Source organism: Kaistia algarum, from assembly GCF_026343945.1.
Lineage (GTDB): Bacteria > Pseudomonadota > Alphaproteobacteria > Rhizobiales > Kaistiaceae > Kaistia > Kaistia algarum.
Window position 1 is genome coordinate 207,859 of sequence record NZ_JAPKNJ010000002.1, and the last position, 25,719, is coordinate 233,577.

Genomic DNA, 25,719 nt, shown 5'->3' on the forward strand with positions numbered 1-25,719 from the left:
ATGCTGGATGGGGGCGGGGGAACTACGGGACCAATCGGAGGACGGATCGTCTCGTGACGGAACTCCCTGCAAAGCGATCTGAGGCCTGATCGTGCATCGACGCACCCTGACAGGCCCGAACGGCGTCTCCTTCGTCCTGGTCGCCCTGCTCCTGGCGCTAGCCCCCGTTCCGGTCGGAAGCAACCGGCCGTTCTTCTGGGAGCTGAACGCCGTCGCTGTTGGCCTCATCGCCTTCCTGTATCTCGGCTTCATGGCGAGAGAGCCTGGCCGCTTGAGGCTGCCGCTGGCAGAGCTTTACTGGCCCGCAGTCCTGGGCGCGATTTCGGCCGCATGGATGGCCGTGCAACTCCTGCCGCTGCCCTTCGATCTGTTCCTGCCGCCCGTATGGTCCGACGCTTCGGCGGCGCTCGACTTCAGCCTTTGGCGGCGGATCAGCATGGACACGGCGGCGACGAGCCTCATGCTGCTCAACTACCTCACCTACGGACTGCTGTTCTTCCTCGTCGCCGAGATTACGGTGAACGATGTGCGTGCGCATCGTTTCATGCAGACTCTGTTCGCCATCGTCACCGCGCATGCCGGCATCGGCATTTTTCTGCTGTTCCAGCTCGGTGATACGATGCTGTTCATGCAGAAATGGACCTATCAGGGCTTTGCAACCGGCTTCTTCGTCAATCGCAACTCCTTCGCGACGTTCTTGGCCTTTGGCCTCGGTATCGGGTCGTCTCTCCTGGTCAACGCCGTGTTGCCCCGCCAGCGGGGCAAGCAGAATCGGCCCTTCCGCGAGATTTTCCGGCTCGACAACGCCCTGATCGCCATTGCGGGCTATGGCGCGGGCCTCGCGATCATCGGCTCGGCGCTGCTGCTGACGGCCTCCCGGATGGGTGCTTTCGTGGGCGCTGTCGGGCTCGTTATGCCTGTCGTCCTTGGCGCTGCGCGCGCGCCGGGTCGCCGCCGCACGGCTTTCGCCATCGCGCTTGTGCTGGTTACCGTCGTGCTGATGGTGGCATTGCTGTCTGCGGGCGGACTCACCGAACGCTTTGGGAGCCAGGAAGCGACGCAGGATCTGCGCTGGCCGCTCTTCGTGCAGACGATCGGCATGATCCTGCACAGGCCGTTTGTCGGTTTTGGCGGCGGGACGTTTGAGGATGCCTTCGCCATCTTCCATCGTCTGCCGCTCAGCGCCGACGTCGTGTGGGACCGCGCGCACAACGTCTATCTCGAGCTGTTCGCGGATCTTGGCATCTTTGCGCTCGGCGTCATGGCGGCAGTCGCCTACGTCCTTTGGCGCACCGCACGTGCCTTGTTCGGCACGACGCCTTCCGTCGCTCCCGTTGCCGCCGTCACGGTCGGAACCATCGCCATCTTGCATTCGCTGGTCGATTTCAGCCTTCAAATCCAGGCGATCGAACTGCTGTTCATCGCCGTCCTGGCCGCCGGCTATGCGCAGGCGGTCGGAAGCGACAGCGGTGAGCGATTGGCCGAACCGGAGATCGAAGTTGCCCGCCCTCGCGCGGCGCGGGGTTTGGAGGCCGGGCCTTTCGCCGCCGCGGCTCGCCCGAAGGGACCTGCCGCCAGACGAATGGGGGAGGGCTCGAATGGGCAATAGGGAGGGCGTCCTTTTCGGCCGCCAGCTGAAATGAGGGCCTCGCTGGGAGCGCCGTCGCTGCTTGCCCGCCTTTCGACGGCGCTTGTCGGTTCCCGTCCGCTCGCCTCCACGGCTGCCGGTCACGCAGCGATCGATTTGCCCGACAACGACCAGATTCTCTATGTCGTCGGCGATGTTCACGGCTGCCTTAGGCAGCTTCAGGAAATGGAGCGCCGTATCGGCGAACTGGCATCGCGATCCGCCGATCGTGAGCACGTGATCGTGCTTGTCGGCGATCTCATCGACCGCGGTCCGCAATCGGCCGACGTCATCGACTATGCGATGACGCCGCCGGGCGGCAACCTCAAGCGGTTTGTCCTCCTTGGCAATCATGAGGAGGCGATGCTGGAGGCGAAGGAAAGCGCTGTGGCCGCCGGAGATTGGCTAGGCTTTGGCGGCTTCGAGACGCTCAAATCCTATGGCGCCGACGACGTGCCCCGCTTGCAGAGCCGCGCTGACTTTCGGCAGCTGCAGCGCATGATGGATTTCCTGGTTCCGCCGGATCATTGGGAATGGTTGCGGGGCCTGCCGAAATCGCTGCGCTGGCGGAACTACTTCGTCGTCCATGCCGGCGTTCGGCCCGGTCTCGACATCAACGAACAGGCGCTGCGCGATCTCATCTGGATCCGAGAGCCTTTCCTGTCGAGCGACGAGGATTTCGGTGCAGTCGTCGTTCACGGGCATACGCCGGGACAGCAACCGATGCGCTACCCCAACCGGATAGCCGTGGACACCGGCTGCTATGCGAGCGGCACCCTTTCGGCGGTCATGTTGGACCGTGATAATGTGCGATTCCTGTCCGTCTCGTGAGCGCTGAACGCGGTATCGACTGTCTCGAAATTTGGATTAATGCGTTATGGAAATGCAGCGAATGAAGCGAGACGGTGAAGCCGCGATCGAAGTGGACGAGAACTCGGATGCCGCCTGGACTTTGCGGCGCGAGCATGGCCCTGCGATGCCGGAGGAAAGCGTCCAGTCCCAGCGCGTGGCTGGGACCTTCGATCTTCGTTCGCTCGTCGGGCTGCTGCGCCGCCAGATCAAGCTGATCGTTGCCACCATCCTTGTCGTCAACGGCATCGCCGCGCTCGTCATCTTCCAGCTGACGCCGATCTACACCGCGTCGGCGCTCGTCATGGTCGATCCGCGCCAGAAGGACATTCTCGATCCGGATGGCCAGGTCTCGCTGCTGCCCAACGATTCGGGACGCGTGGAGAGCGAGGTTGGTATCCTGCGATCGCCCGCCGTCATGGTTGGCGTCGTCGACGACCTGAACCTGACCCAGGATCCGGGTTTCGTGCCACAGCCGGGTTGGCAAAGCCGGCTGAAGGAGATGATCGGCGCGAAGGACAGCCCGCCAACGCCCGAGGCCATTGCCAATACGGTCCTGTCGAACCTGCGCAATACGGTATCGATCGCGCGCCAGGGCCTCACCTATCTGATTGAAATCTCGGCCAAGTCATCCGATCCGCAGAAGGCCGCGACGATCGCCAACAGCATGGCTGAGAACTACATTCGGGCGCAGATCGACGCGAAGATCGAGACGGCGGATATCGCGCAGCAGAAGATCCTGAACCGCCTCGAGGCGGCCGTTTCCTCGGTCCGCTCGGCCGAGGACAAGATCGACCGCTTCGTCGATGACAATCTGACGATGATTCACGATTCGGCGACGCTGGACGACATCAACAATTTCCAGCGCGACATCGACTCGCAGCAGGCGAGGCGGCTCGATCTGGCCAAGAATGCCGGCGAAATCGACCAGTATCGCCGCAGCGGCAATTGGGAACAGCTCGTCGCCACGGTGCAGTCGGACCAGCTGAAGGCGCTCAACGATTCCAGGCAGACTGTCGAGCAGCAGCTCCAGAGTGTCAGCGCGGACGACGCCAAGGCCGTCAATCTTCGCGAGCAATTGGGAGAGCTCAACAAGCGCCTTGACCTTGAGGCTCTGACCGCCGTCAGCCAGCTTCGCGCCGACGTGGACGCTGCGCAGCAGGAGGAGAATGATCTGAAGCAGAGGCGCCGCGACAAGATCATCTCGAGCCTTCCGAAAGACGTGGTGGTGCGGCTCTACGAGGTGCAAAAGGAAGCGGATTCGAGCCGCTCCGTCTATGAGCGCATGCTGAACAGTTCCAAGGCGATCGAGGCGCAGAAGGACCTGCAGGTCGCGGACAGCCGCGTCGTCTCGAAGGCCTTGCCGCCGTCCTCGCCGAGCTTCCCGAACACGCGCATGCTGTTCATGCTCTGCGGTCTGGCGTCGATTGGACTTGGCCTCGGCCTCGCCTTCCTGCGCGAGAACTATGTCGGCGGCTTCGTGGACGAAGCGCAGACGGAATCGGTGCTCGGCGTGCCGACGCTCTCCTCGCTCCCGAGCCTTGAGCAGAGTGCCGGATGGAAGACGGACGGCGCGCTGGCCTCCAACGAAATCATTCTGCATCCGATATCGCCTTACAGCGAGGCCGTTCGGCGCGTTCGTCTCGGCGTCGATGTCGGCCGGCGCCGCCGCTCGGTCGGGGCTCAGACGATCCTTGTCACCTCGGCAGTTCCGAATGAAGGCAAGACGCAGACGGCCGTGTCGCTCGCCCGCGCGTTCGCGCTATCCGGCAAGAAAACGCTGCTGATCGATTGCGATCTGCGCCGCCCGACGGTGCACAAGTCCCTCGGGATCGAGGCGAGGCCCGGCTTCGTCAACTATCTGTCAGGCACTGCCGGCGAGGACATATTGAGCGATCTCGTCACGATCGACCCGGCGACGGGACTTTCGATGATCGTCGGAACGACTGGAAGCCGCGGAGCGACGGATTCCTTGCTCGATTCGGCCCGTCTCGAGCGGCTGCTGGAGCTGGCGCAGGGCTGGTTCGATTTCATCGTGATCGATAGCTCGCCGCTGCTGCCCGTCATCGACGCGCGACTGTTGCTGCGCTACTCGACCGCTGCCGTCCTCGTCGTGCGTTGGGCGCAGACGTCGCAGCAGGAGGTTCGCGCCGCGCTCTCCGACCTGTCACGTGTCAACTACCGCAATGTTCCGTTCTTCGTGGTTCTCAACCAGGTCGAGGTTGGATCGTTCGGTTATGGCTATCGCGGCCGCTACAAGTCCTACTATGCCGAGGCGTCGGGATGAGCGACGCAACACCCCCGCGCCGCCGACGCGGGGCCAGAACCAGACGCATCCTGCGCGGCGTACAGATCCTCGCCGGCGTCACGGTGTTCTTGGGAGGGTTTCTCGCCTGGCGAGAGGCAAAGCCCTTCACCATGAATCTGCAGCCGGTCAGCCAGCAGCAGGCCGTCTTCCTCGCCATGGAGCGGCGGCCGGCTCACTTCTACGAGCTGGAAAGCCGCTTCGCCCGCCGCGCGCGGATTGATAGCTGCGTGCAGGGGTGGTTCCAGGGCAGGAATGATCCGGCTGTGACAGCCGATCAGTCTCGGGCGCGGCTCGAAGCGTGCCGTACCGTCGTGACGCGCAATCTGACGATTGCGCCCGCCTCGTCCAACGACTGGACGATCGCGGCGATCCTGGCGCAGACGGCGGGGGATATCCCCGCCGCATCGACGTATCTGAAGCGTTCGCTGGCCACCGGGCCGACCGAGCAGTGGATTGCGCGCCGCCGGGCTCCGCTCATGTTCGACCTTCGGGATCAGGTCGACGACGAACTCCGAAGCCAGATCGATCCGCAGCTGGCTTTGCTGCTGCGCACCGAGGAAGGCATCAAGAGCCTCGCCCGGAACTATCTCGCCAATCCGTCCTTCCGCGATCGCATCATAAGCGTCGCTGAAACGGTCGAGCCGTTCTATCAGAAGCGGTTCCTTGACTTCGTCAAGCTCTGGGCGCCCAAGGCGCAGCCAGCGGCACCCTCGACAGGCGACGCCGGCTGAGCCAGTCGCCTAGGCCGGCCGGCGAGGGCGCTTCGCGGTGCCTTCGGGGCGCGGCTTGCGCGATTTGGCCGTGGGCATCGGCTTGTTGGGCGGCCCATCCTGACGTTCGATGCGGATGTCCTCGGCCGAGCCTCGCGCCAGCGCCATCTCGAATCGATCGGCCGCGTCGGCGTTGATCTCGAACACGGTTTCCTTATCGAAGATTCGGATCGCGCCGACCTCGTTGCGCGTGACATGGCCACGGCGGCAGATCAGCGGCAGCAGCCACTTCGGATCGGCGTTCTTCTGCCGGCCGATCGACATCTTGTACCAGGCGGCGCCGCTGTCGGAACCAATGGCGAGGGGCGGGCGGCGATCTTCGTCCTGCCCCTGCGGACCGGCCGATGCATCCACCGACGCTCCGTCCTCGCGCCCGCCGCGCGAGCGGTCGGAGCGGATGCGCTCGTGCCGATGCGTCTCGGCCCTCTGCCGGCCACGGCTCTCGCGTGCGTTGCGGCCGTCGACCTGCGGACCCGGATCGAACAGTTCCTCGGGCGCCGGCAGTCTGGCGCGGTCGAGGCGGAGAAAGGCGATCGCGACGCCGTTCGGTCCCAATCGGCCAAGCAACTCTTCGGCGAGTTTGGCTTCGTCGTCCGTGGGTGGCTCGGCCGTCGACATGCTGTCCATCAGCCGCTCGTGATCGCGCTGGCGGATCTCGTCGGCGGAGGGAGCGGCCGTCCAATAGGCTTCGACGCCAGCCGCCGTAATAAGGCGCTGGGCCTTGCTGCGGGCGTTATAGGGCACGATCAACGCGCTGACGCCCTTGCGGCCGGCGCGCCCGGTGCGGCCGGAGCGATGGAGCAGCGTCTCGTGATTCTGCGGCAGGTCGGCATGAACCACCAAGCCTAGATCCGGAAGGTCCAGCCCTCGCGCCGCGACATCGGTCGCGACGCAGACCTGCGCGCGTCCATCACGTAGGGTCTGCAGTGCCATGGTTCGGTCGGTCTGGCTCAACTCTCCGGAAAGCGCGACGACGAGGAACCCCCGCTCCAGCAGTGCGCCATGCAGTCGGCGAACTGCCTCGCGCGTGGCGCAGAAGACGATAGCCGTCGGCGCGTCGGTGTAGCGCAGTATGTTGACCAGCGCCGGCTCGATCTCATTGGGTGCCACGCGATAGGCGCGGTATTCGATATCGCGGTGGGGCTGGTTTTCGTCGTTCGTATCGATGCGCAGGGCATTATGCTGGTAGCGCTTGGCGAGCTTGACGATTTCGCGCGGCAGCGTGGCGGAGAACAGCAGCGTACGTCGTACGCCGGGCGAGGCGTCGAGGATGAACTCGAGATCTTCGCGGAAGCCGAGGTCGAGCATCTCGTCGGCCTCGTCGAGCACGACGGCGGCGAGCTTCGAAATGTCGAGACGGCCGCGCTCCAGATGATCGCGCAACCTTCCGGGAGTCCCGACGACGATATGGGCGCCGGACGAAAGCGCGCGCTGTTCGCGGCGCACATCCATGCCGCCGACGCAGGAGACGATGCGCCCACCCGCTGGTCCGTAGAGCCATTCGAGCTCGCGCTGCACCTGGAGCGCCAGCTCTCTCGTCGGCGCGACCACGAGCGCCATCGGCGCGGCAGCGGGAGGAAGCGCCTCGGCGGTGCCGAGCAGCGTCGAGGCGAGGGCAAGTCCATAGGCTACGGTCTTGCCGGAACCGGTCTGCGCGGAAACCAGAAGATCCCGTTCTGCCGCGTTCGACTCGAGCACAGCCGACTGAACGGGCGTCAGCTGGGTATAGCCGCGCGCTTCGAGCGCGCCGGAAAGGGCGGAATAGGGAATAGATAGGGTCATGGACACGCGATCGATCAAAGCTCCCGGTCCGATACGGACAGGGGAGGGAAGCTGCCTCTTAACGCTCCCTCGACGATACGCCAAGGCCGAGGCGGCCGGGAGTGCCAAATCTCTCGCTTCTGCGACGGATTTCTTTTCGGCAACGCCGCGTTAATCGTCTTCGGGCATGGTTTATCAACCCTGTTGGAAGCGTGTGCCCTCCGCCCGATGAAGACCCGATATCGCAAGAACTCCAGACTTCGTCGGTTCCTGCTGCCGCTTGGCTCGCTCGCAGTGCTCGCCTATTTCGGCTATCATTCGTTCAACGGCGACTATGGAATCTGGTCGCGTGATCGGATGCAGCGCGAGGCGATCGGCCTTGAAGCCGAACTCGTCTCGCTGAAGCAGCAGCGGGCGTCGCTGGAGCATCGCGTCGCCCTGCTCCGGCCGACCAGCCTCGATCCAGACATGATCGACGAGCGGGCTCGCCGCAATCTCAACGTCCTGCATCCTGATGAGATCGTGATCGATCTCGCTGCATCGCAGCAGACCCCGCAGCAATCACTTCTGCCGCAAAGCAGCAATTAACCGATATTTGGTTGATCTTCGCTTTTTTCAATGAAGTCATGTAGTTGGCGCATGGCTCCATTGCCTGCCATGCATCTTGGAATGCCATTCGGCTTCAGCTAACGTCTCCAGCAGAAAATTGGGAAACGCCCTGGAGATGAAGGTATGGCCGTAGCCAAATCGAAGGTCGGCAGCAAAGCTGCGTCGGCCGAAGGACGCAAGCCCGCGGCCTCAAGGCCGGCGAGAGCCTCGGCTCCGGCCAAATCGGCCTCCGGTGCCAAGGCGTCGGTGTCCGAATTCACGAAGGAGCAGGAACTCTTCGCCTATCGCGAGATGCTGCTGATCCGCAGATTCGAGGAAAAGGCCGGCCAGATGTACGGCATGGGCCTCATCCACGGTTTCTGTCACCTCTATATCGGCCAGGAAGCCGTCGTAGTCGGCATGCAGATGGCGATCCGGACCGGCGAGGACCAGGTGATCACCGGCTATCGCGACCATGGCCACATGATCGCGGCGGGCATGGACCCGAAGGGCGTGATGGCAGAGCTGACCGGTCGGCGCGATGGATATTCGCGCGGCAAGGGCGGCTCAATGCACATGTTCTCGATCGAGAAGCAGTTCTTCGGCGGCCACGGCATCGTCGGCGCGCAGGTCTCGCTCGGCACCGGTCTCGCCTTCGCAAACCGCTACCGCAAGAACGACAACGTCTCGCTGACCTATTTCGGCGACGGCGCCGCCAATCAGGGTCAGGTCTACGAGAGCTTCAACATGGCGGAGCTCTGGAAGCTGCCCGTCGTTTTCATCATCGAGAACAATCGCTACGCCATGGGAACCTCCGTGTCGCGCTCGTCGGCGCAGACCGATTTCTCCAAGCGTGGCCTTTCCTTCAACATTCCGGGCGAGCAGGTCGACGGCATGGACGTTCGGGCGGTCAAGGCCGCCGGCGAACGAGCTGTGGCCTGGGGCCGGGCCGGCAAGGGGCCCTACATCCTCGAGATGCAGACCTATCGCTATCGCGGCCACTCCATGTCCGATCCGGCGAAATATCGCTCGAAGGACGAGGTGCAGAAGATGCGCACCGAGCATGACCCGATCGAGCAGGTCCGCCTGCGCCTGATCGAGGGCAAGCTGGCGAGCGAGGAGGAGCTGAAGCAGCTCGACGCCGAGGTCCGTGACATCGTCAATCATGCCGCCGATTTCGCGCAAAACAACCCTGAGCCGGATGTCGCCGAGCTCTGGACCGACATCGTCAAGTAGGGCGGAAACCAAAATGCCAATCGACATTCTGATGCCCGCCCTCTCGCCGACCATGGAGGAGGGCACGCTCTCCAAATGGCTGAAGAAAGAGGGCGACACAGTCAAATCCGGCGACGTCATCGCCGAGATCGAGACCGACAAGGCGACCATGGAGGTCGAGGCGGTCGATGAGGGGACCATCGCCCGCCTACTCGTGCCGGAAGGCACGGAGAATGTGAAGGTCAACACGCCGATCGCGATTCTCGCCGCCGACGGCGAGGACGCCGCCAAGGTTGGCAGCGGCGCTGCCGCTCCGGCCCCTGCCGCGGCGCCCGCTGCTGCTGAAGCGGCTGCTCCCGCCGCTCCGGCGCCTGTGGCTGCCCCGGCCGCCGCCGTTGCTGCGCCGATCGTCGAGATCGCGCAAGATCCGGCTATTCCCGCTGGCACCGAGTTCGTCTCGATGACCGTGCGCGAGGCGCTTCGCGACGCTATGGCCGAGGAGATGCGGCGCGATGGCGACGTGTTCGTCATCGGCGAGGAAGTCGCGGAATATCAGGGTGCCTACAAGATCACGCAGGGTCTTCTGCAGGAATTCGGTGCCGATCGCGTCATTGACACGCCGATCACCGAGCACGGGTTCGCCGGCCTCGCGGTGGGCGCCGCGCTCTCCGGTCTGAAGCCGATCGTCGAGTTCATGACCTTCAACTTCGCCATGCAGGCGATGGACCAGATCATCAACTCGGCTGCCAAGACGCTCTATATGTCGGGCGGCCAGCTTGGTGCGTCGATCGTGTTCCGTGGCCCGAACGGCGCCGCCTCCCGCGTCGGCGCTCAGCACAGCCAGGATTATTCGTCCTGGTACAGCCATATACCGGGCCTCAAGGTGGTCGCGCCCTATTCGGCCGCCGACGCCAAGGGCCTGCTCAAGGCCGCGATCCGCGACCCGAACCCGGTCATTTTCCTCGAGAACGAGATTCTCTACGGCCACTCTTTCGATGTGCCGAAGCTGGATGATTTCGTGCTGCCGATCGGCAAGGCGCGGATCCACAAGACCGGCAAGGACGTCACCATCGTCTCCTTCGGCATCGGCATGAACTATGTCGTCAAGGCGCTGGACGAATTGGCCAAGGAAGGCATCGACGCCGAGGTCATCGACCTTCGCACGCTGCGCCCGCTCGACATCGATACGGTGATCGCCTCGGTCAAGAAGACCGGCCGCTGCGTCACGGTCGAGGAGGGCTGGCCGCAGAACTCGATCGGTTCCGAGATCGCCTCGCAGCTCATGGAGAAGGCGTTCGACTATCTCGACGCGCCGGTGCTCAAGGTGACGGGCAAGGACGTGCCGATGCCTTATGCGGGCAATCTCGAAAAGTTGGCTCTGCCGAATGTCGGCGAAGTGGTCGCGGCTGTCAAAGCCGTCACGTATCGCTAGGGGGACGCCATGCCGATCAATATTCTCATGCCTGCGCTTTCGCCGACCATGGAGGAGGGCAACCTCGCCAAGTGGAACGTGAAGGAAGGCGACAGGGTCAAATCCGGCGACGTGATTGCCGAGATCGAGACCGACAAGGCGACGATGGAAGTCGAATCCATCGATGAGGGCACGGTCGGTCGGATCGTCGTCCCCGAAGGTACGCAGGGCGTGAAGGTCAATGCGCTGATCGCGGTGCTGCTGGCCGACGGAGAGACGCCGAGTGCGTTGGGTGACGCAACCGCTCCTGCGGCTCACGCCAAGGCCGCCGAGGCGCCTGCGCCAGTCGCTCCGGCCGCTGCTCCGGCTCCGGCAGCTCCTGCTGCGGCCTCGGTTGCCGCTGCGGCTCCGGTGGCAGAGAAGGGTGAGCGTCTCTTCGCCTCGCCGCTCGCCCGCCGGCTCGCCAAGGAAGCCGGGCTCGACCTGGCGAAGGTCGCCGGCTCCGGTCCGCATGGTCGTATCGTCCAGGCCGATATCGAGGCGGCGAAGTCTGGCGGCGCGGCCAAGGCTGCTCCGGCCGCCGCTCCAGCGCCCGCAGCTGCAGCCGCAGCGGCTCCGGCTCCGGTCGGACCGAGCGACGCGCAGATGCTGAAACTCTTCGCCGAAGGGTCGTACGAGCTCGTCCCGCACGACAATATGCGCAAGACGATCGCCCGCCGCCTCACAGAATCGAAGCAGACGGTTCCGCATTTCTACGTCACGGTCGATACCGATCTCGACGCGCTCCTGGCGCTGCGCGAGCAGATCAACGGTGCCGCGCCGAAGGACAAGGACGGCAAGCCAGAATACAAGATTTCGGTCAACGACATGGTCATCAAGGCCATGGCGCTGGCGCTGAAGAAGATTCCGGCCGCGAACGCTTCCTGGACCGGCGATGCCATGGTCGTCCACAAGGTGGTCGATGTCGGCGTCGCCGTATCGATTCCCGGCGGGCTGATCACGCCGGTGGTGCGCAATGCCGACAGGAAGACGCTGTCGGCGATCTCGAACGAGATGAAGGACCTCGCCAAGCGGGCGCGCGATCGCAAGCTGAAGCCTGAGGAATATCAGGGCGGCACGACGTCGGTATCCAATCTCGGCATGTTCGGGGTCAAGGATTTCGCCGCGATCATCAACCCGCCGCACGCGACCATTCTCGCGGTCGGCGCCGGCATCCAGCAGCCGGTCGTGCGCGGCGGCGAAATCAAGATCGCCACTATCATGTCGGTGACGCTCTCGACCGATCACCGCGTCGTCGACGGCGCGCTTGGGGCGGAACTCCTGCAGGCGTTCAAGGGCTTCATCGAGAAGCCGATGTCGATGCTGGTGTGATGGACAGATCTCGGCGGTCGGCTTGATCTAGCGCAAGGCCGGTCCGTCAGCGATCCGCATGTTCGGCGCGCAACCGCATCAGGGAGTAGCTATATGGCCCACACGCCGCACGAACTCGCCGAGGACTTTCCCGGCGAGCACGAGAAGATAGCCAAGCTCAGCGCCGAGAGCGCGCATTTCGCGAAGCTTGCGGACGAATATCACGAGGTCAACCGCGCCATTCACCGCGCCGAGACCGATGTCGAACCGACCGACGACGTCCACATGATCGAAATGCGCAAGACGCGCATGCGGCTCAAGGACGAGATCGCCGCGCTGCTGCGGGCGTGATCGGGCGCGGGTCCCGCCTTCGGGACGGGACCCGGCCTTGACGTTGCAGGCGATGGAATAAGGACGGCGCCGGCTTTCAGCTTGGCGCCCTAACGATGCGAGGGGATGCCCGCCATGGCCAACGGCTACGACGTGATCATTATCGGTTCCGGCCCGGGCGGCTATGTCGCGGCGATCCGGGCGGCGCAGCTTGGGCTGAAGACGGCCGTGGTCGAGAGCAAGCATCTCGGCGGCATCTGCCTGAACTGGGGCTGCATCCCGACCAAGGCGCTGCTGCGCTCGGCCGAGATCTATCACTATTTCGAGCATGCTTCGGACTATGGTCTCTCCGCCGAGAAGATCGGTTTCGACCCGGCCGCGGTTACCAAGCGCTCTCGCGGCGTTGCAAGCCAACTGAACCAGGGCGTCACCGGGCTTTTGAAGAAGAACAAGGTTGATGTGATCTGGGGTCTCGCCGAGATCACGGCGCCCGGCAAGGTCACGGTGAAGCCGGCCGCAGCCGAAGCCTATGGCAAGCCGAATACGCCGCCGAAGGGTGCGCTGCCGGCTGGAAACTACGAAGCCAAGAACATCATTGTCGCCACCGGAGCTCGGCCGCGCGCGCTGCCCGGTATCGAGCCGGACGGCAAGCTGATCTGGACCTATTTCGAGGCGATGGTGCCCGAGACGATGCCGAAGAAGCTGCTCGTCATGGGCTCCGGCGCGATCGGCATCGAATTCGCCTCGTTCTACAATACGATGGGCGTCGACGTGACCGTGGTCGAAGTCCTGCCGCAGATCCTACCCGTCGAGGACGAGGAAATCGCGGCCCATGCCCGCAAGCGCCTGGAAAAGCAGGGCATCAAGATCCTGACCGGCGCCAAGGTGACGAAGGTGGTGAAGGGCGCGGATTCCGTGACCGCGACCATCGACACCGGCGACGGCAAGACGCAGGAGATCACTGCCGACAAGCTGATTTCGGCCGTCGGCGTGGTCGGCAATATCGAGGGGCTCGGGCTGGAAAAGCTCGGCATCAAGACGGATCGCGGCTGCATTGTCGCCGACGGCCTCGGCAAGACCAGCGTCCCGGGCATCTTCGCGATCGGCGACGTGGCGGGACCGCCGATGCTGGCGCACAAGGCCGAGCATGAGGGCGTTCTCTGCGTCGAGGGCATTGCCGGCCTGCATCCCCACGCCATGGACAAGGCCAAGATCCCCGGCTGCACCTATTGCAACCCGCAGATCGCCTCGGTCGGGCTCACCGAGAAGAAAGCTCGCGAGGCCGGCTACGACATCCGCGTCGGCAAGTTCCCCTTCATCGGCAATGGCAAGGCGATCGCGCTCGGCGAGCCGGAGGGCCTCGTCAAGACGATCTTCGACAAGAAGACCGGCCAGCTGCTCGGCGCGCATCTCGTCGGCGCCGAAGTGACCGAACTGATCCAGGGCTTTGTCATCGCCATGAACCTGGAGACGACGGAAGAAGACCTGATCCATTCCGTCTTCCCGCATCCGACGCTTTCTGAGACGATGCATGAAAGCGTGATGGCCGCCTATGGCCGGGCGATCCATATCTGAGGCGCGCGTTCCGGGAGATAAGCGGGCATGGACAGTCAGCTCAAATCGATCCTGATCTGGATCGTCATCGGCCTGCTGGCGGGCTGGCTCGCCAGTCTGGTCGTCGGCGGCGGAGGGTTGCTCCGCAACATCATCGTCGGATTGGTCGGCGCTGTGGTGGGCGGGTTTCTCGTCCGCTATTTCGAGATCCCGATCAATCTCGGCAACGAGTTCGTCAACCAGATCGTCGTGGCGGCAATCGGCGCGGTCGTGGTCGTGCTGATCGCGCGGGTTCTTGCATGATAGCCATGTCGCGGCGGGGCTGGCGGCAAGCCGGCCCCGGGACCATATTGGCGCAAATGGATCGGAAGGCTCGCTCATGACCGGCGTTGGAATTTTCGCAACCATCATCATCGGCATCCTCGCCGGCTGGATCGCCTCGCGCACGCTGGGGCGCAGCCACGGCCTGATCGTCAATCTGATCGTCGGCCTCATCGGCTCGTGGATCGGCGCGATCCTTGTCTCCAGCTTCAACCTGATGCCCCAACCCGGCTTCATATCGAGCCTCGTCGTTTCGACGATCGGCGCGATCGTCCTCCTGTTCCTTCTCGGCCTCTTCCGCCGGAGCTGATCGAAAAGAAGCCCCACATGGTCGTCGTTCTCGACACGGTAACCGCCAAGGCGGAGCGTCCCCGCCATCCGGAAAAGGCAAAGCGTCCCGAGACGCCACTGCTGCGCAAGCCGGACTGGATCCGCGTTCGCGCGCCGGGCTCGCCGGTCTATCGCGAGACGCAGGAGATCGTGAAGAAGAACGGCCTCGTCACCGTGTGCGAGGAGGCCGGCTGCCCCAATATCGGCGAGTGCTGGTCGAAGAAGCACGCGACCTTCATGATCATGGGCGACACCTGCACACGCGCCTGTGCCTTCTGCAATGTGCGCACGGGAATGCCGCAGCCGCTGGACCGGGCCGAGCCGGAGAAGGTCGCCGAAGCCGTCGCCAAGCTCGGGCTCGAGCATGTCGTCATCACCTCGGTCGATCGTGATGACCTCGCCGATGGCGGTGCGCAGCACTTTGCCGAGGTGATTCTTGCGATCCGCGCCGCCGCGCCTGGAACGACGATCGAGATCCTGACGCCGGATTTTCTCCGCAAGCCGGGCGCGCTGGAAGTCGTCGTCGCCGCAAAGCCGGACGTCTTCAACCATAATCTCGAGACGGTTCCGTCCAAGTACCTGACCGTTCGCCCCGGCGCGCGCTATTTCCATTCGCTGCGGCTGCTGCAGCGGGTGAAGGAGCTCGATCCCGCCATGTTCACCAAGTCCGGCATCATGGTCGGGCTCGGCGAGGAGCGGAACGAGGTTCTGCAGCTCATGGATGATCTGCGCGTCGGCGATGTCGATTTCCTGACGATCGGCCAGTACCTCCAGCCGAGCCGCAAGCACCATCCGGTGATCCGCTTCGTGACTCCGGACGAGTTCAAGTCGTTCGAGACCATCGCCTATGCCAAAGGGTTCCACCTGGTGTCGTCGAGCCCGCTGACGCGGTCCTCGCATCATGCCGGCGAGGATTTCGCGCGGCTCAAGGCGGCGCGGCGGTCCGAACGGGGCGTCTGAAGGCGAATGCCCCATTATTCGACCGAGCGACCCGTCCGCCATTCGGCCGACGAGATGTTCGCGCTTGTTGCCGATGTCGAGAAATATCCGCAATTCGTGCCGCTTTGCGAACGCCTGGCCGTGCGCACGCGCCGTGCTGACGGGCGTCGCGAGGTGCTGATTGCCGACATGACGGTCGCCTACAAGTTCATCCGCGAGACCTTCACCACCAAGGTTGTCATCGACCCCGAGGCGCTTACGATCCGCGCCGACTATCTAGACGGGCCGTTCAAGCATCTGGAGAACGTCTGGAGCTTCGTTCCGGGGGGAGACGCCAGCAGCCTTGTGCGTTTCTCGATCGACTACGAGTTTCGATCGCGAGCGCTCTCCATGCTGATGGGCAGCGTCTTCGACAAGGCATTCCGGAAATTCGCCGAAGCCTTCGAGAAACGCGCCGACGTGATCTATCCGGCGTCGGTGAGGCTCACGGAGTCGTAGATTTTCGCGACACTTCGCTGAAGCGATCAAAGGCTAAGCCAAACCATCCAACCGCCCCGTAGTTTGCCATCCGCAAACATACTATGATATCGGAAGCGGCGGAGCGAGGGCAGGGCGGAGCGGAGCGATCATGCGCGGCACGATGGAAGCGACCCGACGGATCGCGGCTTCGGGCCGGGAGCGGCCCGGCAGCCTTTCCGACCGTGTCGCCGCCGAGATCGGCCGGCGGATCGTCACCGGTCAATATCCTCCCGGCGAGACGCTGCCCACCGAACCCAAGGTGCAGGAAGAGTTCGGCGTGTCGCGGACGGCTGTTCGCGAGGCGATCCGCCTGCTCTCGGCCAAGGGACTGACAGTTTCTCGCCCCAAGATCGGCACCAAGGTGCGCCCGCGCGCCGACTGGAACATGCTCGATTCCGATGTGCTGAGCTGGCAGCTCGACCAGCGGCCGAGCGATGAATTCATCCATTCCCTCTTCGAGATGCGCGAAATCATCGAGCCCGCCGCCGCGGCGCGGGCGGCCGAGCGCGCGACCGAGGAGGAGTTGGAAACGCTGCGGGTGGCGCTGGAAGGTATCCAGAATCGCGAGCGCGGCAGCTCCGACCAGATCCGCTCCGATCTCGCCTTTCACATGACGGTGCTGGAAGCCTCGCATAATCCAATGCTGCGCTCGGTCGGCAGCCTGATCGAATCGGGCCTCGTCGTCTCGTTTTCGCTCGGTTGGCGCACCGTTATGGGCGATGACGCCGTCTTGCAGCACCGCGATGTGTACGAAGCAATCCGTAAGCGCGACCCGGAAGAGGCCTATCTCGCCATGCGCAGGCTGCTCCGCAACGCCAAGGGCAATGTCTTCGATTCGATCTGGGTCAGCCGCCGCGTCGATTCCGGGGCGGACAAGGAAATTCGTTGAGCCGGGGAGAACCGCTGCCTTGGCTGCTTAGCGGCCGGATGGGGGATCGTTCGCCGAATGGAAAATGTGGCAGAGCCAAGCTCTGGACGACCAATCAAGGAGGAAACGCATGCGTTTGATGCAGATCAGCAACGAGGCCGGTGATCGCGCCGTCGTGGCAACGACCGAGGCTGGATCGTTCGTCGTTCCGGGGTTTGCCAGCGTCTATGATCTCGCCCAGGCGGCGATCCGCTCCAAGCGTGGCATCGTGGCGGAAGTCGAGGCGGCAGGGCAGGGCGCAGCCGTCGATCGCGCCGCGCTACTCGCGTCGGGCCGCGTTCTGGCGCCGATCGATCATCCCGACAGCGCGCATCTCCTCATCACCGGCACGGGCCTTACCCATCTCGGCTCGGCGTCGGCGCGCGATGCCATGCACAAGACCGTGGCGGCGGCGGAAGAGACCCTGACCGATTCGATGAAGATGTTCCGCATGGGGCTCGAAGGTGGCAAGCCGGCGGCTGGCGCAACCGGCGTTCAGCCGGAATGGTTCTTCAAGGGCGACGGCGCGCTGCTGGTCGGGCCCGAGGCGCCGCTGGTCGCGCCGGCCTTCGCGCAGGATGGCGGCGAGGAGCCGGAGGTTGCGGGCATCTACATCGTCGGCGGTGACGGCCAGCCCTACCGGATCGGCTTCGCGCTCGCCAACGAGTTCTCCGACCATGTCATGGAGCGGGTGAACTACCTCTACCTGGCCCATTCGAAGCTGCGCCAGTGCTCGGTCGGGCCGGAACTGCTCGTCGGCGCGCTGCCGGACGATGTGCGCGGCCGCTCGCGCGTCATCCGCGACGGCAAGGCGATCTTCGACGAGCCGTTCCTGTCGGGCGAGGCGAACATGTCGCATACGCTCGCCAATCTCGAGCACCACCACTTCAAATATGACTTCTTCCGCCGCCCCGGTCAGGTCCACGTCCACACCTTCGGCACGGCGACCTTGTCGGTCGCAGCCGGAATCAAGACCGAGCCGGGCGACGTGTTCGAGATCGAATGCGACGCTTTCGGCCTGCCGCTGCGCAACGCCTTGGCCTATGCGCCGGCGGAGGACGTCACGGTCATTCAACTCTGAGGGTTGACCCCATATATGAGGCTCGATCGCTTTGGCGCATTGGCCTCCTGCGCGGCGCGGGCTAGAAGAGGGTCCGGATTCAGAGTTTACGCCGCCTCCTGACGTCGCCCCTTCTTTCGGGGCGGCTCTCTCCATTCAACGGTTCGCAAGGATTTCGTGATGAACGCGCTTCACAAGAACTATATCGGCGGCGAATGGGTCGGCGGCGACGCCAAGCCCAATATCAACCCGTCCAATACCAATGAAGTCATTGGCGAGTTCGCGCAGGCGACCGTTGCCGACGCCAAGGCAGCCATCGACGCCGCGGCCGACGCGTTCAAGACCTGGTCGCTCTCGGGCATCCAGCAGCGCCACGACATCCTGAAGGGGACCGGCGACGAGATCCTCGCCCGCAAGGAAGAGATCGGCCGCCTGCTCTCCCGCGAGGAAGGCAAGACGCTGCCCGAGGGCATCGGCGAGACGATCCGCGCCGCGCAGATATTCCACTTCTTCGCCGGCGAAACGCTGCGCCTGGCCGGCGAGATCCTGCCGAGCGTGCGCCCCGGCATCGACGTTACCATCACCCGCGAGCCGATCGGCGTCGTCGGGCTGATCACGCCGTGGAACTTCCCGATCGCCATTCCCGCCTGGAAAATGGCGCCGGCCATTGCCTATGGCAACACGGTCGTCATCAAGCCGGCCGACCTCGTTCCGGGCTGCACCTGGACGATCATCGACATTCTGGTCCGCAACGGCCTGCCCAAGGGCGTCGTGAACCTCGTCATGGGCCGCGGCTCGGTCGTCGGCCAGGCGATCCTCGAATCGAAGAAGGTGAACGCGGTTTCGTTCACCGGCTCGGTCGGCACCGGCAAGAAGGTCGCCGAGGCCTCGATCGCCGTCATGCGCAAGTTCCAGCTCGAAATGGGCGGCAAGAATCCAACCATCGTCCTGGACGATGCCGACCTCAAGGTCGCGGTCGAGACGACGGCCAACAGTGCCTTCTTCTCCACCGGCCAGCGCTGCACGGCTTCCTCGCGCCTGATCGTCACTGAGAAGATCCATGACCAGTATGTCGAGGCGCTCACCAAGCGCATCCAGGATCTGGTCGTCGACGACGCCGTGAAGCAGGGCACGCATATCGGCCCGGTCGTTGACCAGAGCCAGCTGGACCAGGACGAGCGCTACATCCAGATCGCCAAGGACGAGGGCGGCACGCTCGCCGTTGGCGGTCAGCGGATCGAGCGCGACAATCCCGGCTTCTTCCTGCAGCCGGCGCTGTTCACCGGCACGACGCCGGACATGCGCATCAACAAGGAAGAGGTCTTCGGCCCGGTTGCCAGCGTGATCAAGGTCAAGGACTATGAAGAGGCGCTCGCCGTTGCCAACGACACGCCGTTCGGCCTCTCGGCTGGCATCGTGACGACCTCGCTGAAGCATGCGTCGCACTTCAAGCGCAACGCCGAAGCCGGCATGGTGATGGTCAATCTGCCGACCGCCGGCGTCGACTACCACGTCCCGTTCGGCGGCCGGAAGGGTTCGAGCTATGGTCCGCGCGAGCAGGGCAAGTATGCTGCGGAATTCTTTACGACGGTGAAGACGGCGTATACGCAGCCCTGATTGTGCCGATGGCGGCTTGCTGATGACGGGCGCGGGTCATTCCGCGCCCGTCTTCATTTCCTGGCCGGAGAACAGCGCCTGGCTGCGGCCGATCAGCCGGACGACCCGCTCGGCCGTGGCGCGGATCGCCGGATGGTGGCGCTCGTCATGATGCGTTACCAGCCATTGCTCGGAGGCCAGCGCCTCGATCAGCTCGCCGCCGCGTTCGAGATCTGTGGCCCGGTCGCCGACGAGGCAGGGCAGGATCGCCTGGCCGACGCCCTGGCGGACGAGGTCGAGCAGCGTGCGCGGATCGTTGGCGCGGATGGCGACCGCGTCTGAATGATGGCTCGCAAGCCATTGTGCCGACGGCGTAATCGTCGCCTCGCCGGTCAGGCCGATCCAGGGCAGCGCCGCCTCGGCGCCCGATTGTCGCCGGCGATAAGCGCAGAAGGCGACGACGCCAACGCGCCGGCCCGCCAGCCACGGCTCCTCCGGCCGGCGGTTGCGGATGCCGATATCGGCGGCTCTGCGGCCGATATCGAGCCGGGCGTTGGCGGTGACGAATTCGAGCGTCCACGGATCGGCTGCCGTCCAGATCGAGCCGATATCGCTGGCCAGGAAATGCGTCATCCACGCGCCGGCCGACAGGCGAACCGAGGGACGCGTCGAGGTCCCGGCGCGCCAGCGCTCGATGCCGGCGATGGCGGTCTCGACATCTTCGGCATGGGCAAGCAGGACGCGCCCGGCCTCCGTCGGCTCATAGCCCTGGCGCCCCCTAGAAAACAGGCGCTGGCCGAGCGCCTGCTCCAGCGCGGTGATCCGGCGCCCGAGCGTCGGCGCGCTCGTGCCCGTCGCACGCGCCGCCGGACCAAGACCACCGCCGCGCATCACGGCGAGGAAGAATCTCAGGTCCTGCCAGTCCATGTCTTTCATTTTCGAAAGGGTCCTTGCGGGATCGTCTGTTTCCCGTCGATGCCAAGCGGCGCATATAATCCGCCCGGATCAGGAAGGATTGTGGCAGCCGGACACACCGGCGACAGGTCGGATACTTCCCGTGTTTCAATTTTGCAATGGCTGATATTGGCCCGCAAGGACTTCGACATGCTGACACGCACACTCTGGAACGGCCGCGAAATCCCGGCGCTTGGCTTCGGCGGTTGGGCCATCGGCGGGCCGTTCTTCGCCGGCACGGTTCCGCTCGGCTGGGGCGATGTTGACGACCGCCAATCGATCGCGGCGATCCATCGCGCCCTCGACCTCGGCATCCGCTTCTTCGACACGGCTGCCAATTATGGCGGCGGCCATTCGGAAGAGATCTTGGGCGAAGCGCTGGCCGGCCGCCACGACGCCGTCATCGCCACCAAATTCGGCCATGTCGTCGATCCGACAACGAAGCAGTCTCTGGGCGAGGAGAAGTCCGCGGCTGCCATCGAGGCCATCGTCGATACCTCGCTTCGCCGGCTGCGACGTGACCGGATCGACCTCCTGCAACTGCATCTGAACGACCTGCCGCTGTCCGATGCGGAGCCGATCTTCGAGAAGCTCGGCGCGTTGCGGCAGGCCGGGAAGATCGACGCCTTCGGCTGGAGCACCGACAATCCGGACGGTGCCGCCGCCTTTGCCGGGCGGGACGGCTTCGTCGCGATCCAGCACGAGATGAACCTCTTCCGGCCCGCCGACGCCATGATTGCCGTCATCGAGCGCGAGGGGCTGCTCTCGATCAATCGATCACCGCTCGCAATGGGTCTTCTGACTGGAAAATTTGTCGGCGGAACGGCGTTGCCGGCGAACGACGTACGGGTCGGATCGTTCGAGTGGCTGCCCTATTTCACGGACGGCAAGGTGACGCCGTCCTACGCCGCCCGGCTGGCGGCGATCCGCGAACTGTTGCAATCGGATGGACGCACGCTGGCGCAGGGAGCGATCGCCTGGCTCTGGGGCCGGTCGGCACGGACGCTGCCAATCCCCGGTGTCCGTACGCCGCGGCAGATCGAGGAGAATGCCGGCGCGCTCGAAAAGGGGCCGTTGCCCGAGGCGGTCATGATCGAGATCGACCGTGTCATCGGCCGCGAGGGGAGCGTCGCAGCCTGACCGTTCAGGCCTATGCGCCCTCAAGCACCAGAATATCCTCGCGGCCGAAATTGACCGTGATCGGCTGACCGCGTTCGGGCGGGGCGGCGTTGGGGCGGTTGAAGGTGTCGAGCGAGACGGCGCTGTCCTTGAAGCGGACGCGGATGCGCACGACCGAGCCGAGGAAATGCACCTCGTCGATCGTACCCTCCAGATTGTTGCTCGAACCGTTGGCGCGTCCGATCGACAGCGCCTCCGGGCGGAGCGCCACGGCGAGTGCGTCGCCCGTGCCCGCGCCCTTGAGGCCGCGGCTCGTCACGATCTCCTGCCCGTCGACCATGATACGGCCCTCGGCGCCGTCGGACACCTTGCCGTTCAAGATGTTCAGCGTGCCGATGAAGGACGCGACGAAGCGGGTCTTCGGATAATTATAGATCTCGAACGGCGTGCCGAGCTGCTCGATATTGCCCTCGCTCATGACGCAGATCCGGTCCGACATGGACAGCGCCTCTTCCTGGTCATGCGTCACGAAGATCGTGGTGATGCCGAGCTGGCGCTGCACGGCGCGGATCTCGTCGCGAAGCGAGACGCGGATCTTGGCGTCGAGCGCGGACAGCGGTTCGTCGAGCAGCAGGATCTGCGGCTTGATGGCAAGCGCGCGGGCGAGGGCCACACGCTGCTGCTGGCCGCCGGAGAGCTGGTAGGGATAGCGATCGGCCACCTGCGGCAGCTTGATGAGATCGAGCATCTCCTTGACGCGGCTCGCGATCTCGGCCGCGCTCTTGCGCGCGACCTTGAGGCCGAAGGCGATGTTGTCAGCGACTGTCATATTGGGGAACAGCGCATAGGCCTGGAACACCATGCCGATATTGCGCTGGTGCGGCTTGAGGCCCGTCACGTCCTTGCCGTCGATGCGGATCGTACCGCTGGTCGGCGTTTCGAAGCCGGCGATCATGCGCAGGATCGTCGTCTTGCCGCAGCCGCTCGGCCCCAGTAGCGTGACGAACTCGCCGCGCTCGACGGCAAGGTCGACGCCCTTCACGGTGGTCAGCTGCCCGAACGTCTTGGTGATCCGCTCGATCGTGAGGAAAGCCATGATGGTCCTTCGGTCTTCCTTGAGGCGTCAGCGCTTCTGGCCGGGCGAGAAACTGGCGACGAGCTGGATGAGGCCCATGCAGGCCCAGGTGATGGCAAAAGCGATCACGGCGAGTGCCGCCGGCTCATAGGCGCGGTTGGCGCCGATCAGCTGCATATAGGGCCCGAAAGCCGGCCGGTTGAGCAGGCTCGCCATGGTGAACTCGCCTATGACGATGGCAAAGGTCAGGAACGCGCCGGACAGCACGCCGACGCGGATATTCGGCAGAATGACCTGGATGAGAATGCGCGGCCACGAACTGCCGAGGCTCTGCGCCGCTTCCGTCAGCGTACGGATATCGATGGTCCGGAGCGCGGTGTCGACCGAGCGATACATATAGGGCAGGGCGAGCGTCACATAGGCGAAGATGAGCAGCAGGTCGGTGCTTCGCGCGCTTCCCGTCAGCGGCAGCCAGGACGAGGAATTGTACATCCGCAGATAGCCGAACACGATGACGATGGCCGGGACGACGAGCGGCAGCAGTGTCATGAACTCGACGACCGGCCTGAGGCGCGGCAGTTTCAGCTGGACCAGATAGGCAGTCGGCACCACGAGCGCGATGCCGACGATGATGGTCATCAAGGCGATGACAGCTGAATAGGAGAAGCTCGCCTGGAAGTTCGGATCGGCGAGGACGACCTGATAGGCCTTGAAGGAATAGACGCCGCGCTGCATGCGCAGCGAGAACTCAAACGTCGCGATCAGCGGCACGAGGAAATAGACCGCGCCGACGATGAACCCGAGCCAGGGAAAGAAGCGCGTCGTCTTCATCGGATCCACCGGGCGCTGCGGGAGGCGAGCCAGATATAGGCGCCGTTGGAAAGGCCGGTGATGACGATCATGCCGAGCGCCAGCGCATAGCCGAGATTGGGATCATGCAGCGCGTCGCCGCGTATCTGCGCGTAAAGCAGGATGGTCACAAGGTTGAACGACGAGCCGGTTAGCGCATAGGCCGTGGCGATGGCGCCGAACGCATTCGCAAAGAGCAGCAGGAAGGCGCCGAGGAGGCTCGGCCACAGGATGGGAAAGGCGATCATGCGCCAGTATTGCAGGCCCGTGGCGCCGAGGATCGATGCGGCCTCGCGCCATTCGCGCTTCAAACCGTCCAGCGCCGGCGAGACGACCAGCACCATCAGCGGGATCTGGAAGTAAAGATAGGTCAGCGTCAGCCCCAGGAAGGACAAAAGGTTGAAGCCGCCGCGATAGATATTCAAGTCGAACAGCGTGAACAGCAGCGCCGTCACGAGGCCGGTTCGTCCGAGCGTCGCCATGAAGGCGAAAGCGAGCGGTACGCCGGCAAACTGGGATGCGACGCCGGAAAACGTCATCAGCGTCGGACGCACCCAGCGTGGCAGTCCGCCGAGGATGGTCGCCAGCGCCAGGAAGAAGCCGATCACCAAGCCGCCCAGGGCCGAGGCGGCGCTGATCTGGAGGCTGAGCGTATAGGAACGGATGATCGCGGGCTGGGCGAGATTGAGGATGTTCTGGAACGTGAAATTGCCGCTCGGATCCTGAAAGGCGCCGACGATGAGATTGGCCGCCGGCAGCAGAAGGAACAGCAGCGAAAAGATGAGGAACGGCAGGATGCCGAGCCAGGACCATGGGATCCGTTTCACGCGCGCGGCGGTGGCCGGCAGGGCGGTGGTGCTCATGGCGTCCTTGGCAAGGCTGACCTCATGGTGAGCCGGCAATTGGGTTGCAGGTGAGAAGTCGGGCGCCGGCCGGTGACCGGCGCCCGGGATCGTATGGACTACTTGGCGACGTCGGCGCCGACGACTTCGCTCCACTGCTTGGCGATCACTTCCTTCGCGGCGCCCTGCTGCTCGAGCGTCGGGAAGATCGCCGGAGCATAGGATTCCGGCGCCGGCAGCTTGGCCAGCAGATCGGCCGGGATCTTGCCTTCCTTGGCGAGCGCGTTGAAGCGGATCGGGTGGCAATAGCCCTTCAGCCAACCGAGCTGGCCTTCGTCGGAATAGAGATACTCCATCCAGAGCTTGGCGGCGTTCGGATGCGGCGCGAAGGCGCTGATCGCCTGGACATAGACGCCGGCGACGACGCCCGTCTTCGGGATGATGACATCGGCCGGCGGATTGCCGGCGAGAACGTCACGCCACGACAGGGCATTGTAGTCCCAGGCGATGATGATCGGGGTCGAGCCCTGCGCCAGCGAGGCCGACTTGCCGGTCACGGGCACGAAATTGCCCTTCTTGTTTAGCTCGGCGAAGAACTTCAGGCCCTCTTCGCCCGCCTTGGCGATGTCGCCCTTCGAGGCCGAGAGACCGGCGGCGAACACGCCCTGGATCGCCTGGTTGGCCGTCTGCGGGGCGCCCGCGAGCGCGACCGAGTTGGCATATTCCGGCGAGAGCAGGTCGGCCCAGTCGGTCGGGACCGTCTTGACGAGGTCCTTGTTCACCAGGAACGACATGACGCCGTAATAGTCGCCATACCAGTAGCCGTCGGCGTCCTTGGCGCTGTCGGGGATCGTGTCCCAAGTCGCGACCTTGTAGGGCTGGATCAGGCCGTCTGTCTTGGCGGTCGGGCCGAAGGAAAGGCCGACGTCGATGACGTCCGGCGCCTGCGGGCCGGTATTGCCCTTGTTGGCCTTGATCGCCTCAATCTCGTCGGCCGAGCCGGCGTCGGGATTGAGCTCGTTGACCTCGAGGCCGTACTTCGCCTTGAAGCCGGCGATGACGTCGCCATAGCCGCACCAGTCATGCGGAAGAGCGATGGTCGTGAGCGTGCCTTCCTTCTTGGCCGCGGCGACGAGGTCGTCCATGCTGTCAGCAAGCACCAGGCTCGTCGACGCACCGATTGCAAGTACCGATACCGACAAACGCATCCAGTTCTTCATCATTCTTCTTTCTCCCATCGGCGATTTCCGCCCGACGCATCCCGGCCGCAACTTCCGGCCCCCGACGATGATAAGCCGTCTACCCGACACTATCATCGCTCTTTGAAGTTTGGATGTCATTCAGAACCCGCACGGCTGCGCGCGTTCTGGGAGGATGCCCGCTCGACAAGGTTGACGGCATGGTCGCTCTGGGCTAGTAGAACGCCCGCCGAACCGAAGCGCAAA

Annotated in this window: 24 protein-coding genes; 18 read left to right on the forward strand and 6 right to left on the reverse strand. The window is 64.4% G+C overall.

Annotation, left to right across the window (positions count from 1 at the left end):
* Positions 1-91 precede the first annotated feature (91 nt).
* The 4 genes from OSH05_RS14305 (at position 92) to OSH05_RS14320 (ending at position 5,515) form a co-directional block, all read left to right on the forward strand.
* Positions 92-1,609: an O-antigen ligase family protein gene (locus tag OSH05_RS14305; RefSeq protein ID WP_104219889.1), complete on the forward strand. Its 1,518-nt coding sequence runs from the start codon at positions 92-94 to the stop codon at positions 1,607-1,609.
* A 30-nt stretch (positions 1,610-1,639) separates the two neighbouring features.
* Positions 1,640-2,458, forward strand: coding sequence for a metallophosphoesterase family protein (locus OSH05_RS14310; protein ID WP_104219888.1), 819 nt, complete (start codon positions 1,640-1,642; stop codon positions 2,456-2,458).
* Between the two features lie 61 nt (positions 2,459-2,519).
* Positions 2,520-4,763 (forward strand): GumC family protein, encoded by a 2,244-nt coding sequence (locus tag OSH05_RS14315; protein WP_165801624.1) that lies wholly within the window; start codon positions 2,520-2,522, stop codon positions 4,761-4,763.
* Positions 4,760-5,515, forward strand: a complete 756-nt coding sequence (locus tag OSH05_RS14320) for a hypothetical protein (RefSeq protein ID WP_104219886.1) — start codon at positions 4,760-4,762, stop codon at positions 5,513-5,515. The genes OSH05_RS14315 and OSH05_RS14320 overlap by 4 nt, the downstream gene beginning before the upstream one ends.
* A gap of 9 nt (positions 5,516-5,524) precedes the next feature.
* Here OSH05_RS14320 and OSH05_RS14325 read toward each other — a convergent pair whose 3' ends face one another.
* On the reverse strand, positions 5,525-7,336 hold the full coding sequence (locus OSH05_RS14325) for a DEAD/DEAH box helicase (protein ID WP_104220014.1): 1,812 nt from the start codon (positions 7,334-7,336) through the stop codon (positions 5,525-5,527).
* A 207-nt stretch (positions 7,337-7,543) separates the two neighbouring features.
* Here OSH05_RS14325 and OSH05_RS14330 point away from each other — a divergent pair, with 207 nt between their 5' ends.
* From OSH05_RS14330 to OSH05_RS14390, 13 genes are all read left to right on the forward strand, one after another.
* Positions 7,544-7,903, forward strand: coding sequence for an FtsB family cell division protein (locus tag OSH05_RS14330; protein ID WP_104219885.1), 360 nt, complete (start codon positions 7,544-7,546; stop codon positions 7,901-7,903).
* Between the two features lie 144 nt (positions 7,904-8,047).
* Positions 8,048-9,139, forward strand: coding sequence for a pyruvate dehydrogenase (acetyl-transferring) E1 component subunit alpha (gene pdhA / locus OSH05_RS14335; protein WP_104219884.1), 1,092 nt, complete (start codon positions 8,048-8,050; stop codon positions 9,137-9,139).
* 13 nt (positions 9,140-9,152) lie between these two features.
* Positions 9,153-10,550: a pyruvate dehydrogenase complex E1 component subunit beta gene (locus tag OSH05_RS14340; protein WP_104219883.1), complete on the forward strand. Its 1,398-nt coding sequence runs from the start codon at positions 9,153-9,155 to the stop codon at positions 10,548-10,550.
* A gap of 9 nt (positions 10,551-10,559) precedes the next feature.
* Entirely contained in the window at positions 10,560-11,900 is a 1,341-nt protein-coding gene (locus tag OSH05_RS14345; RefSeq protein ID WP_104219882.1) for a pyruvate dehydrogenase complex dihydrolipoamide acetyltransferase, read from the forward strand.
* Between the two features lie 93 nt (positions 11,901-11,993).
* Positions 11,994-12,230 (forward strand): YdcH family protein, encoded by a 237-nt coding sequence (locus tag OSH05_RS14350; protein WP_104219881.1) that lies wholly within the window; start codon positions 11,994-11,996, stop codon positions 12,228-12,230.
* 114 nt (positions 12,231-12,344) lie between these two features.
* Positions 12,345-13,784 carry a dihydrolipoyl dehydrogenase gene (lpdA, locus tag OSH05_RS14355; RefSeq protein WP_104220013.1) on the forward strand — a complete coding sequence of 480 codons (1,440 nt, stop codon included), beginning with the start codon at positions 12,345-12,347 and terminating at the stop codon, positions 13,782-13,784.
* Positions 13,785-13,811: 27 nt separating this feature from the next.
* Positions 13,812-14,066 (forward strand): GlsB/YeaQ/YmgE family stress response membrane protein, encoded by a 255-nt coding sequence (locus OSH05_RS14360; RefSeq protein ID WP_104219880.1) that lies wholly within the window; start codon positions 13,812-13,814, stop codon positions 14,064-14,066.
* A 76-nt stretch (positions 14,067-14,142) separates the two neighbouring features.
* Positions 14,143-14,394, forward strand: a complete 252-nt coding sequence (locus OSH05_RS14365) for a GlsB/YeaQ/YmgE family stress response membrane protein (RefSeq protein WP_104219879.1) — start codon at positions 14,143-14,145, stop codon at positions 14,392-14,394.
* Positions 14,395-14,411: 17 nt separating this feature from the next.
* Entirely contained in the window at positions 14,412-15,374 is a 963-nt protein-coding gene (lipA, locus tag OSH05_RS14370) for a lipoyl synthase (protein ID WP_104219878.1), read from the forward strand.
* 6 nt (positions 15,375-15,380) lie between these two features.
* Entirely contained in the window at positions 15,381-15,851 is a 471-nt protein-coding gene (locus OSH05_RS14375; protein ID WP_104219877.1) for a type II toxin-antitoxin system RatA family toxin, read from the forward strand.
* Between the two features lie 130 nt (positions 15,852-15,981).
* Complete coding sequence (locus OSH05_RS14380; protein WP_104219876.1) at positions 15,982-16,761, forward strand: FadR/GntR family transcriptional regulator; 780 nt, start codon at positions 15,982-15,984, stop codon at positions 16,759-16,761.
* Positions 16,762-16,870: 109 nt separating this feature from the next.
* Positions 16,871-17,860, forward strand: a complete 990-nt coding sequence (araD1, locus tag OSH05_RS14385) for an AraD1 family protein (protein ID WP_104219875.1) — start codon at positions 16,871-16,873, stop codon at positions 17,858-17,860.
* Between the two features lie 159 nt (positions 17,861-18,019).
* Complete coding sequence (locus OSH05_RS14390) at positions 18,020-19,456, forward strand: aldehyde dehydrogenase family protein (RefSeq protein ID WP_104219874.1); 1,437 nt, start codon at positions 18,020-18,022, stop codon at positions 19,454-19,456.
* A gap of 36 nt (positions 19,457-19,492) precedes the next feature.
* On the opposite strand, the gene OSH05_RS14395 is transcribed toward OSH05_RS14390, so the two are convergent.
* Positions 19,493-20,371 carry a LysR family transcriptional regulator gene (locus OSH05_RS14395; protein ID WP_104219873.1) on the reverse strand — a complete coding sequence of 293 codons (879 nt, stop codon included), beginning with the start codon at positions 20,369-20,371 and terminating at the stop codon, positions 19,493-19,495.
* A 168-nt stretch (positions 20,372-20,539) separates the two neighbouring features.
* Between OSH05_RS14395 and OSH05_RS14400 the strand changes: the two genes are divergently transcribed.
* Positions 20,540-21,529 carry an aldo/keto reductase gene (locus OSH05_RS14400; RefSeq protein WP_104220012.1) on the forward strand — a complete coding sequence of 330 codons (990 nt, stop codon included), beginning with the start codon at positions 20,540-20,542 and terminating at the stop codon, positions 21,527-21,529.
* Between the two features lie 10 nt (positions 21,530-21,539).
* On the opposite strand, the gene OSH05_RS14405 is transcribed toward OSH05_RS14400, so the two are convergent.
* From OSH05_RS14405 to OSH05_RS14420, 4 genes are all read right to left on the reverse strand, one after another.
* The gene (locus OSH05_RS14405) at positions 21,540-22,604 is read right to left on the reverse strand and encodes an ABC transporter ATP-binding protein (RefSeq protein ID WP_104219872.1); all 1,065 of its coding nucleotides are present in this window, start codon (positions 22,602-22,604) and stop codon (positions 21,540-21,542) included.
* Positions 22,605-22,631: 27 nt separating this feature from the next.
* Positions 22,632-23,414, reverse strand: a complete 783-nt coding sequence (locus OSH05_RS14410) for an ABC transporter permease (RefSeq protein ID WP_104219871.1) — start codon at positions 23,412-23,414, stop codon at positions 22,632-22,634.
* Positions 23,411-24,295: an ABC transporter permease gene (locus OSH05_RS14415; RefSeq protein WP_104219870.1), complete on the reverse strand. Its 885-nt coding sequence runs from the start codon at positions 24,293-24,295 to the stop codon at positions 23,411-23,413. Before OSH05_RS14415 ends, OSH05_RS14410 begins: the two co-directional genes overlap by 4 nt.
* A 98-nt stretch (positions 24,296-24,393) precedes the next feature.
* Positions 24,394-25,497 carry an ABC transporter substrate-binding protein gene (locus tag OSH05_RS14420; protein WP_104219869.1) on the reverse strand — a complete coding sequence of 368 codons (1,104 nt, stop codon included), beginning with the start codon at positions 25,495-25,497 and terminating at the stop codon, positions 24,394-24,396.
* Positions 25,498-25,719: the final 222 nt, after the last annotated feature.

Excerpts from the sequence above, each read along its gene's own strand:
- OSH05_RS14310 (WP_104219888.1), top strand. The coding sequence starts at position 1,640 with ATGAGGGCCTCGCTGGGAGCGCCGTCGCTGCTTGCCCGCCTTTCGACG.
- OSH05_RS14315 (WP_165801624.1), top strand. The coding sequence starts at position 2,520 with ATGAAGCGAGACGGTGAAGCCGCGATCGAAGTGGACGAGAACTCGGAT.
- OSH05_RS14320 (WP_104219886.1), top strand. The coding sequence starts at position 4,760 with ATGAGCGACGCAACACCCCCGCGCCGCCGACGCGGGGCCAGAACCAGA.
- OSH05_RS14325 (WP_104220014.1), bottom strand. The coding sequence starts at position 7,336 with ATGACCCTATCTATTCCCTATTCCGCCCTTTCCGGCGCGCTCGAAGCG.
- OSH05_RS14330 (WP_104219885.1), top strand. The coding sequence starts at position 7,544 with ATGAAGACCCGATATCGCAAGAACTCCAGACTTCGTCGGTTCCTGCTG.
- pdhA (WP_104219884.1), top strand. The coding sequence starts at position 8,048 with ATGGCCGTAGCCAAATCGAAGGTCGGCAGCAAAGCTGCGTCGGCCGAA.
- OSH05_RS14340 (WP_104219883.1), top strand. The coding sequence starts at position 9,153 with ATGCCAATCGACATTCTGATGCCCGCCCTCTCGCCGACCATGGAGGAG.
- OSH05_RS14345 (WP_104219882.1), top strand. The coding sequence starts at position 10,560 with ATGCCGATCAATATTCTCATGCCTGCGCTTTCGCCGACCATGGAGGAG.
- OSH05_RS14350 (WP_104219881.1), top strand. The coding sequence starts at position 11,994 with ATGGCCCACACGCCGCACGAACTCGCCGAGGACTTTCCCGGCGAGCAC.
- lpdA (WP_104220013.1), top strand. The coding sequence starts at position 12,345 with ATGGCCAACGGCTACGACGTGATCATTATCGGTTCCGGCCCGGGCGGC.
- OSH05_RS14360 (WP_104219880.1), top strand. The coding sequence starts at position 13,812 with ATGGACAGTCAGCTCAAATCGATCCTGATCTGGATCGTCATCGGCCTG.
- OSH05_RS14365 (WP_104219879.1), top strand. The coding sequence starts at position 14,143 with ATGACCGGCGTTGGAATTTTCGCAACCATCATCATCGGCATCCTCGCC.
- lipA (WP_104219878.1), top strand. The coding sequence starts at position 14,412 with ATGGTCGTCGTTCTCGACACGGTAACCGCCAAGGCGGAGCGTCCCCGC.
- OSH05_RS14375 (WP_104219877.1), top strand. The coding sequence starts at position 15,381 with ATGCCCCATTATTCGACCGAGCGACCCGTCCGCCATTCGGCCGACGAG.
- OSH05_RS14380 (WP_104219876.1), top strand. The coding sequence starts at position 15,982 with ATGCGCGGCACGATGGAAGCGACCCGACGGATCGCGGCTTCGGGCCGG.
- araD1 (WP_104219875.1), top strand. The coding sequence starts at position 16,871 with ATGCGTTTGATGCAGATCAGCAACGAGGCCGGTGATCGCGCCGTCGTG.
- OSH05_RS14390 (WP_104219874.1), top strand. The coding sequence starts at position 18,020 with ATGAACGCGCTTCACAAGAACTATATCGGCGGCGAATGGGTCGGCGGC.
- OSH05_RS14395 (WP_104219873.1), bottom strand. The coding sequence starts at position 20,371 with ATGAAAGACATGGACTGGCAGGACCTGAGATTCTTCCTCGCCGTGATG.
- OSH05_RS14400 (WP_104220012.1), top strand. The coding sequence starts at position 20,540 with ATGCTGACACGCACACTCTGGAACGGCCGCGAAATCCCGGCGCTTGGC.
- OSH05_RS14405 (WP_104219872.1), bottom strand. The coding sequence starts at position 22,604 with ATGGCTTTCCTCACGATCGAGCGGATCACCAAGACGTTCGGGCAGCTG.
- OSH05_RS14410 (WP_104219871.1), bottom strand. The coding sequence starts at position 23,414 with ATGAAGACGACGCGCTTCTTTCCCTGGCTCGGGTTCATCGTCGGCGCG.
- OSH05_RS14415 (WP_104219870.1), bottom strand. The coding sequence starts at position 24,295 with ATGAGCACCACCGCCCTGCCGGCCACCGCCGCGCGCGTGAAACGGATC.
- OSH05_RS14420 (WP_104219869.1), bottom strand. The coding sequence starts at position 25,497 with ATGATGAAGAACTGGATGCGTTTGTCGGTATCGGTACTTGCAATCGGT.